Below are 7,888 nucleotides of genomic sequence, written 5' to 3'. Positions count from 1 at the left end.
CGAAGGGGCACGACGTCGACCAGCCCCGCAACCTCGCCAAGTCCGTCACCGTCGAATAGCCCGCGTGCCGCCCCGGCCCCGCGGCCGGGGCGGCCCCGCCCGTTCGCGGACGGCCCGCAAGGCGCCGGTCAGGGACGTGCGCTGTCCGCCTCCCGGTCTTCCGGCCCTAATGCGGATAACGGTCCAGGAAATCGCGCTCGGATGCAATTCTCGCGCCGTTGTGAGAATCTCAGGCCGGTGTAATTTGCAGTGTCGGTTTCAGTGCGCGTTCAGGGGCGGTCGAAACGGCCGGCCTTGGCGGCCTCGGTGAACGCGCGCCATTCGGCCGGGCCGAAGTCGAGGCGGGCGGAGGCGTCCTCGGTGTCCCGTACGGATATGTCGCCGCCCGCGAACCGGGCGACCTCGACGCAGCCGTTGCTGGCGCCGCATCGGGTGCTCCTTCGCCACTGGTCGGGCGGTGTCGCGTGGAAACTCATTCCGGCTCCCTGCATCGAAAGTTGCATCGAACTCGGCCGCGCTGCCGGTGCGTCAAGCACACGGTAACAAGATCGCAAAAAACGCCTGATCACGAACGGGTGGCGCGGTACCCGTGTGACAGGCGCGGCGAGGTAGGGCCAGAGTTTCCGGTGAGGTGGCGAAGAGCCGGGTCTGGCGTGGGGACCCGGCCCGTCCGGCGTGTCCTCCGCCCGGCCCTCGTGAGGCGGCGGAGGGGCTCAGCGGCGCTTCAGCGCCGCGTCATCGAAGCAGGTCGAATTCGCCGTTCTTGGCGCGGTCCAGGAAGTCCCGCCACTCTCCGTGCGAGAACGACAGGACCGGGCTCTGCGTACCGTGCTTGGCGTCGCGTGCCCCAATGGAAGGGGACGAACCGGCCAGTGCGGCGATTTCGACGCAGGTGTTACTCGCCCCGCAGTGGGCGCTTCTCCTCCAGTGCGGAGCAGGAGTGGCGAAAGGGGACACTCGGTGCCTTTCACAAGGATTGAGCCGCTTAGCGGACCCGTCACCAGGCGTCTTTGGCCGCGGCGATGCGGCGCCGGGATTCGTCGGCGTCCAGCGCCTGGCCCGCCAGGCTTGAATAGGCGAGCCTGTACATATAGGTAACAGCCTCATCCGCGAAGTGGCTGATTGTCAGGGATTCGACGTGCACGATATCAGGGAAAACGATGTCATGCACAGGTGAGAATTCCAGAAGGATAAACGTTTCGGCCAACACCGAGTGTGCGACCCCGAGGGGCAGGATCTGCACGTTCACGTTGGGCAGCTCGGTCATCCGGCAGAGATGTTCGAGCTGCTCCCGCATGACCTTCTGATCGCCGATCAGGCGCTGCAGAACCGACTCGTCGAGCACCGCCGACAGTTCCAGCGGGCGGGGGCCCTCCAGCAGGGCGCGGCGCCGCATGCGCACTTCCAGCCGGCGTTCCAGTTCCTGCGGGGGCAGCGTGGCGAGGTCGCTCCAGCCCCCGATCACGTGCCGCGCGTAGTCCTCCGTCTGCAGCAGCCCGGGAAAGACCGTGCTGCCCCATTCCCGGGCGGCCGTGGCCTCGGACTCCAGCGCGATGAAATCGGCGAGGGGGCTCGGCAGGTCGCGGTACTCCTCCCACCAGCCGCGCTGCGCGGCGTCGTGCGCCAGGGAGATCAGGTCGTCGTGGCGGGGGCCGTCGACCTCGTACAGCTCCAGCAGGCGCCGCACGTCGCCGATCTTCGCGCCGGTGCGGGCGTTCTCGATGCGGCTGACCTTGGCGGTGGACCAGGCGAGCCGCTCGGCGACCTCGTCCCCGGTGAGACCCCTGCGCTCGCGCAGCCTCCGGAGCTCGGCGGCGAGCCGCCGCTGCCGGACGGAGGGACCTCGGGAAGTGCTCATTGCTCGGGCCTCTCCAGTCCCGGCGGACTGATCTGGGCGTATTCTGCCGCACCCGGTGCCGCGGAAGCGAATACCCGGGAGCGGTTGAGCAAGATTCTACGGCCGATGATTCTCTTGCGCACCTGACACCGAAACTTGCAATGCAACCTGCAAATGCAGGGCGGGCAGGGTTGCGGGGCGCATTCCCGTGGCACGCTAAGTGTGTGATCGACATGGGGAGCCGGTGATGAGGTACGCGCACGAGGTCGGCAAGGTGCGGGCGGCGGAGCGGGCCCTGATGGCGCGGCTCCCGGACGGCGCCCTCATGCAGCGCGCCGCCGCCGGCCTGGCCTCCGTCTGCGCCCGCCTCCTGCCCGCCGTGTACGGGTCCCGGGTCGTCCTGCTCGCCGGCGGAGGCGACAACGGCGGCGACGCCCTCTACGCCGGGGCCCGGCTCGCCCGGCGCGGCGCCCGGGTGCACGTCGTCCAGGCCGGATCCAGGATCCACGAAGGCGGCCTCGCCGCCCTGCGCGCCGCCGGGGGGCGCCTCCTCAGCGGCGGCGAGGAGGCCGCCGTCACCGGCGCCGACCTGATCATCGACGGCCTCACCGGCATCGGCGGCAGCGGCGGGCTGCGCGAGCCGCACGCCCGGTACGCCGCGCTCGCGTCCGAGTCCGCCGGCCTCGTCGTCGCCTGCGACGTGCCGAGCGGGGTGGACGCGAGCACCGGCCGCGTCGACGGGGCCGCCGTCCACGCCGACGTCACCGTCACCTTCGGGACGTACAAACCGGGGCTTCTCATCGATCCCGGAGCGTCCCACTGCGGAGTGGTCGAACTGGTCGACATCGGACTCGGCCCCGACCTGCCCGACCCCGACGTCGTCGCGCCCCGCCCCGCGGACGTCCAGCCCCCGGCGCCCGGCCCCGAGTCCGACAAGTACCGGCGCGGCGTGGTCGGCATCCTCGCGGGCGGCGACGAGTTCACCGGCGCGGCCGTCCTGTGCACCGGCGGGGCGGTGCACGGCGGCGCCGGAATGGTCCGCTTCGCCTCGGTCGCGCACCCGGTGGAGCTCGTCCGGCACCGCTGGCCGGAGGCCGTCACCACGGTCATCGAACCGGGCCCGAAGGCCCTCGAACGCGTCGGGCGCGTCCAGGCGTGGGTCGCCGGCCCCGGCCTCGGCACGGACGACGCCGCCGAGAGCCTCCTCGAAGCGGTCCTGGCCACCGACCTGCCCGTCCTCGTGGACGCCGACGGCCTCACCGTCCTGGCGCGCCGCCGCGACCTGCTGCGCCGCGCCGCGCCGACCGTCCTCACCCCGCACGCGGGCGAGCTGTCCCGGCTGATCTCGGCCGGGCGCGACGACATCGAGGCGGCCCGCCTCGACCACGTCCGCCGCGCCGCGGCGGAGCTCTCCGCGACCGTGCTGCTGAAGGGCTCGACGACCCTGATCGCGGAGGCCGACCGCCCCGTCCGGGTGAACCCGACCGGCACCCCGCGCCTGGCGACGGCCGGCACGGGCGACGTCCTCTCCGGACTGATCGGCGCCCTCCTGGCCGGCGGCATGCCCGCCATGGACGCGGCCGCCGCCGGCGCCTACCTGCACGGCCTGGCCGCCCGGCTCGCGGCCGCGCCCGACCCCGGCGCGGAGTCGCCCATCAGCGCCGGCGACGTGATCGAAGCGCTCCCGGCCGCCTTCCGCACCGTGACCTAGGGCTCCGCGCCCCGGCCGCCGCCGGACGAACCGAGAGTCGGGCGTATGCGTCCTATTGGACGTGGAGCGCCGCGGGAGCGCTCACCGGCGTGACCGTGACCTGGGCGATGTGCTCCGGGCACGGTGAACGGAGCGGCACACTTGGGTGTCATGAGGGTTCCTGCGGAGGCGCGCGTCGATCTCGGCGCCATCGGCGACAACATCGGGCTGCTGCGCGAGCACGCCCGGGGCGCCGAGGTCATGGCCATGGTGAAGGCCGAGGCGTACGGGCACGGGCTGGTCGAGGCCGCGCGGGCCGCGCTCGCCGGCGGCGCGACGTGGCTCGGGGTCGCGAAGCTGGCCGAGGCGCTGCGGCTGCGGGACGCGGGCCTCACCGTACGGACGCTGGTGACCCTCGGCGTCCCCGGCGAACCGTACGAGGAGGCCGTCGCGCGGGACGTCGACCTCACCGTGGGCGCGGTCTGGCTGCTGGACGAGGTCGTCCGGGCGGCGGAGCGGGCCGGGCGGCAGGCCCGGGTGCACCTCAAGGCCGACACCGGGATGTCGCGGGGCGGGGTGAGCGGCGCCGACTGGGAGGCGCTGGTCGACGCGGCGCTCGAGGCCGAGGCCGCCGGGCGGGTGCGGGTCGCCGGGGTCATGTCGCACTTCGCGTGCGCGGACGAGCCGGGCCATCCCTCGGTCGCGGCGCAGCTGGACGCCTTCACCGAGATGGTCGCGCACGCGGAGAAGGCGGGGGCGCGGTTCGAGGTCCGGCACCTGGCGAACTCGGCGGCGACGCTGACCCTCCCGGAGGCGCGGTTCGACCTCGTCCGGCCCGGCATCGCGACGTACGGGCTGACGCCCGTGCCGCGGCTCGGGACGTTCGGGCTGCGGCCCGCGATGACGCTGGTGGCGGACGCGGCGCTGGTCAAGCGTGTCCCGGCAGGTCGCGGAGTGTCGTACGGTCACACGTACACCACGCGCACCGCCACGAACCTGGCCGTAGTGCCCGTGGGGTACGGCGACGGGATCCCCAGGCACGGCTCCAACCTCCTGGAGGTCCTCGCGGGCGGGCGCCGCAGGACGATCGCCGGACGGGTCTGCATGGACCAGTTCGTCATCGACCTGGGCGACGACCGGCTGTCGGCGGGTGAGGAGATCATCCTGTTCGGGCCGGGCGACCGGGGCGAGCCGACCGCGCAGGAGTGGGCGGACGCCCTGGGGACGATCTCCTATGAGATCGTCACCCGCATCGGGTCCCGGGTGCCGAGGGCGTATCCGGGACGGGCGCTGTAGGGGGCGCGTGCATGGACGACAGGAGCAGGCGCAGGCGCAGGCTCGGCGTGGCCGGCGTGGTCGCGGGGGTCGGCGCTGCGGGCGTGGGCGCGGCCGTGGGGCTGCGGCACTTCGCCGTCGGCCGGGTCCGGCTGCGGCCCGACCCGGACGCGGACGAGCCGTTCGGCGAGCTGCGCGGGCGGGCGCTGACCGTCGAGGCCGACGACGGCGTCCCGCTGCACGTGGAGGTCGACGGCCCGGACGACGCCGACCTCACCGTGGTGTTCTGCCACGGCTACACCCTCAACCAGGACGCGTGGCACTACCAGCGCCGAGACCTGCGCGGATCGGTGCGCATGGTGTTCTGGGACCAGCGCAGCCACGGCCGGTCCGGCCGCGGGAGCCTGGAGCGCGCGACGATCGAGCAGACCGGCGACGACCTGCGCGCCGTGCTGGAGGCGGTGACCGGGCCGGACGCGCCCGTCGTCCTCGCCGGGCACTCGATGGGCGGGATGTCGATCATGGCGCTGGCCGACCGGCACCCCGAGCTGTTCGACCGGCGGGTGGTGGGCGTCGCGCTCGTCAACACCTCGTGCGGCGACCTGGCGGAGATGACGCTCGGGCTGCCGCTGGTGCTGGCGAAGGTCGTCCGGCCGCTCGCGCCCGGCACGCTGCGCGGCCTCGGCCGCCGCGCCGACCTCGTGGAGCGGGCGCGCGGGCTGGGCGCCGACCTCGCGTTCGTCGTCACCCGGAAGATGGCGTTCGCCGACAAGTACGTCAGCCCGTCCGTCGTCGACTTCCTGGAGCAGATGATCCGGGCGACGCCGATCGACGTGATCGCCGAGTTCTACCCGGCGCTGATGGGCCACGACAAGGCGGCCTGCCTCGACGTCCTGCGCGACGTGCCCGCGGTGGTGCTGGCCGGCGGCCGCGACCGGCTGACCCCGGTCGAGCACTCGCGCCGCATCGCGGCGGCGCTGCCCGACGCGGAGCTGGTAGAGGTGGAGGTGGCCGGGCACGTGCTGCCGCTGGAGTACCCGGGGGTGGTGACCGGCGCGCTGCGGCGGCTGATCGCCCGCGTCCGCCCCGGCTACGAGCAGGAGGAGGAGCGCACCGCGTGAACGCGATCACCGTCGCCGTGCCCACCGCGGCGGACATGCACGACCTGGGGGTGCGGCTGGCCGGCCTGCTCCGGGCGGGCGACCTGCTCGTGCTGACCGGGCACCTCGGCGCGGGCAAGACGACGCTCACGCGGGGGATCGGCGAGGGCCTGAAGGTGCGCGGCCCGATCACCTCGCCGACGTTCGTCATCGCGCGGGTGCACCCCTCGCTCGCCGGCGGGCCGCCGCTGGTGCACGTGGACGCGTACCGACTGGGCGGTTTCGCGGAACTGGACGATCTCGATCTCGACGCGTCCGTCGCCGAATCGGTGACGGTCGTGGAATGGGGGGAAGGGCTCGCGGAGGGTCTCGCCGAGGACCGCCTGGAACTGATCATTTCGCGCGGGGACGGGCCGGGCGAGGAACGCGAAGTAAGGATCGTCGGGGTCGGTCATCGCTGGTCCGACCTGGAACTCAACGCCGGATGAGGCCCCGCGGGCAACTTCAGCGGTTTTTGCCATCCGGGATGGACCACTTTACGGCTACATGTCGTACTCTTTGCCGGAACAAGCCTCACCTAGACGACATATCGATTTCCTAACGGGAGTGGGAACCGGTGAGTGGTAGCCATCGCAGCGGTAGTGACCGCGACAGCTACCGCGGTTCGGGCGGTGGCCAGGGGCCAGGCGGCGGTTACCGGCCGGACGGCGGTGGATACGGCACGGGCGGCGACGAGTACGGGCGGTACCCGGACCGGGACCCCGGCCGCACCGCGGGAACCGGCGGTTACCCGACCGGCGGTTACCCGACCGGCGGCTATGAGACCGCCGGTTACGAGAGCGGCGGATACGAGGCCGGCGGATACACGTCCGGGCAATCGTCCGGGCAATCAGGTAGCGCCCCCTACCAGAGGGAGAGCGGCCCCTATCAGCGGGACTCCGGCGGCTACCGTCCCGAGACCGGTTCCTACCGTCCCCAGACGGGCGCCTACCGGCCGGAGCAGGGCTCGTACCAGCAGGACACCGGCTCCTACCGGCGTGAGAGCCCCTACCAGCGGGACAGCGGCCCCTACCAGCGCGAGACCGGCCCGTACCAGACGGGCAGCGGCGGCTACCGGTCCGACAGCGGCGGCTACCGGTCCGACAGCGGGGGCTACCGGTCGGACAGCGGCGGCTACGGGACCGACACCGGCGGCTACCGCACCGGTGGCGGCGGCCGCCGCCGGGCCGACAGCGGCGGCTACCGCACCGGCAGCCACCGGGTGGTGCGCGACCGCGCCGGCGGGCGGCGCTGGGGCGTCATCCTCGGCGGCATCGTCGCCGGTGTCGGCGTCTGCGTCCTCGCGGTCGTCGTCATCCTGGGCGGCGTCGGCGCGAGCGGCGACAAGGACGGCGGCGGCATCGTCGGCAGCGGCGCCGCCGACAGCTCTCCGACGGCGAAGGGCGAGCGCGCCGTCGTGCCCGACTCCTGCACGATCATCGGCAAGGACCTCACCGACCGGCTGGCGCCGGGCTCCGAGCGCACCCAGGCCGACAACTACCAGAGCAGCGAGCGGCAGAACCAGTGCGTGTGGGGCGCCTACGCGGGCGACACCAAGCGGCAGCTCACCGTGGAGCTCCGCGCGATCGCCGGCACCGCCGACCAGACGCCCACCGACGTCGCCGCCAAGACGTTCACCTCCGAGCGCGCCGCCGACGAGTCCGGCAAGGCGCTGCTCCCCGGCCAGAAGCTCACCGAGAAGAAGCGCCTCCAGGACATCGGCGACGACGCCTACGTCGTCTACAGCGTGGACGACAAGCAGGGCGCGGGCGAGGCCATCAGCAACGTGCGGGTCGCGAACACCCTGGTCACGATCCACTACTCGGGCTCCAACGACGGCGACCCGCTCTCGTCCAAGGCCGCGACCGACGGCGCCACCGAGGTCGCCAAGGCCGTGATCCAGGCGCTCGCCCAGGGCTGAACCACCGGCCCGGCTCGAACACCGCC

Annotated in this window: 8 protein-coding genes; 5 read left to right on the top strand and 3 right to left on the bottom strand. The window is 73.1% G+C overall.

Annotation, left to right across the window (positions count from 1 at the left end):
• Positions 1-269: 269 nt before the first annotated feature.
• The 3 genes from ACIWVC_RS12940 to ACIWVC_RS12930 all read right to left on the bottom strand — a co-directional run bounded on the left by ACIWVC_RS12940 (position 270) and on the right by ACIWVC_RS12930 (position 1,858).
• On the bottom strand, positions 270-476 hold the full coding sequence (locus ACIWVC_RS12940) for a DUF397 domain-containing protein (RefSeq protein WP_396454167.1): 207 nt from the start codon (positions 474-476) through the stop codon (positions 270-272).
• Between the two features lie 259 nt (positions 477-735).
• A complete protein-coding gene (locus ACIWVC_RS12935; RefSeq protein WP_396454166.1) occupies positions 736-1,107 on the bottom strand; it encodes a DUF397 domain-containing protein in 372 nt (123 codons plus the stop codon).
• A complete protein-coding gene (locus ACIWVC_RS12930; protein WP_396454165.1) occupies positions 998-1,858 on the bottom strand; it encodes a helix-turn-helix domain-containing protein in 861 nt (286 codons plus the stop codon). The genes ACIWVC_RS12935 and ACIWVC_RS12930 overlap by 110 nt, the downstream gene beginning before the upstream one ends.
• 226 nt (positions 1,859-2,084) lie before the next feature.
• Here ACIWVC_RS12930 and ACIWVC_RS12925 point away from each other — a divergent pair, with 226 nt between their 5' ends.
• From ACIWVC_RS12925 to ACIWVC_RS12905, 5 genes are all read left to right on the top strand, one after another.
• Positions 2,085-3,548 carry an NAD(P)H-hydrate dehydratase gene (locus ACIWVC_RS12925; RefSeq protein ID WP_396446703.1) on the top strand — a complete coding sequence of 488 codons (1,464 nt, stop codon included), beginning with the start codon at positions 2,085-2,087 and terminating at the stop codon, positions 3,546-3,548.
• A 150-nt stretch (positions 3,549-3,698) separates the two neighbouring features.
• Positions 3,699-4,823 (top strand): alanine racemase, encoded by a 1,125-nt coding sequence (gene alr, locus ACIWVC_RS12920; RefSeq protein ID WP_396446702.1) that lies wholly within the window; start codon positions 3,699-3,701, stop codon positions 4,821-4,823.
• 11 nt (positions 4,824-4,834) lie between these two features.
• On the top strand, positions 4,835-5,923 hold the full coding sequence (locus ACIWVC_RS12915) for an alpha/beta fold hydrolase (protein WP_396446700.1): 1,089 nt from the start codon (positions 4,835-4,837) through the stop codon (positions 5,921-5,923).
• A gap of 35 nt (positions 5,924-5,958) precedes the next feature.
• A complete protein-coding gene (gene tsaE, locus ACIWVC_RS12910; RefSeq protein ID WP_396446711.1) occupies positions 5,959-6,390 on the top strand; it encodes a tRNA (adenosine(37)-N6)-threonylcarbamoyltransferase complex ATPase subunit type 1 TsaE in 432 nt (143 codons plus the stop codon).
• A gap of 128 nt (positions 6,391-6,518) precedes the next feature.
• Complete coding sequence (locus ACIWVC_RS12905; RefSeq protein WP_396446699.1) at positions 6,519-7,862, top strand: hypothetical protein; 1,344 nt, start codon at positions 6,519-6,521, stop codon at positions 7,860-7,862.
• Positions 7,863-7,888 lie beyond the last annotated feature (26 nt).

The organism is Actinomadura sp. (genome assembly GCF_044508335.1).
Classification (GTDB): domain Bacteria; phylum Actinomycetota; class Actinomycetes; order Streptosporangiales; family Streptosporangiaceae; genus Spirillospora.
The sequence above is the reverse complement of the archived record's forward strand: the minus strand, read 5'-3'. Positions and strand labels throughout refer to the sequence as shown.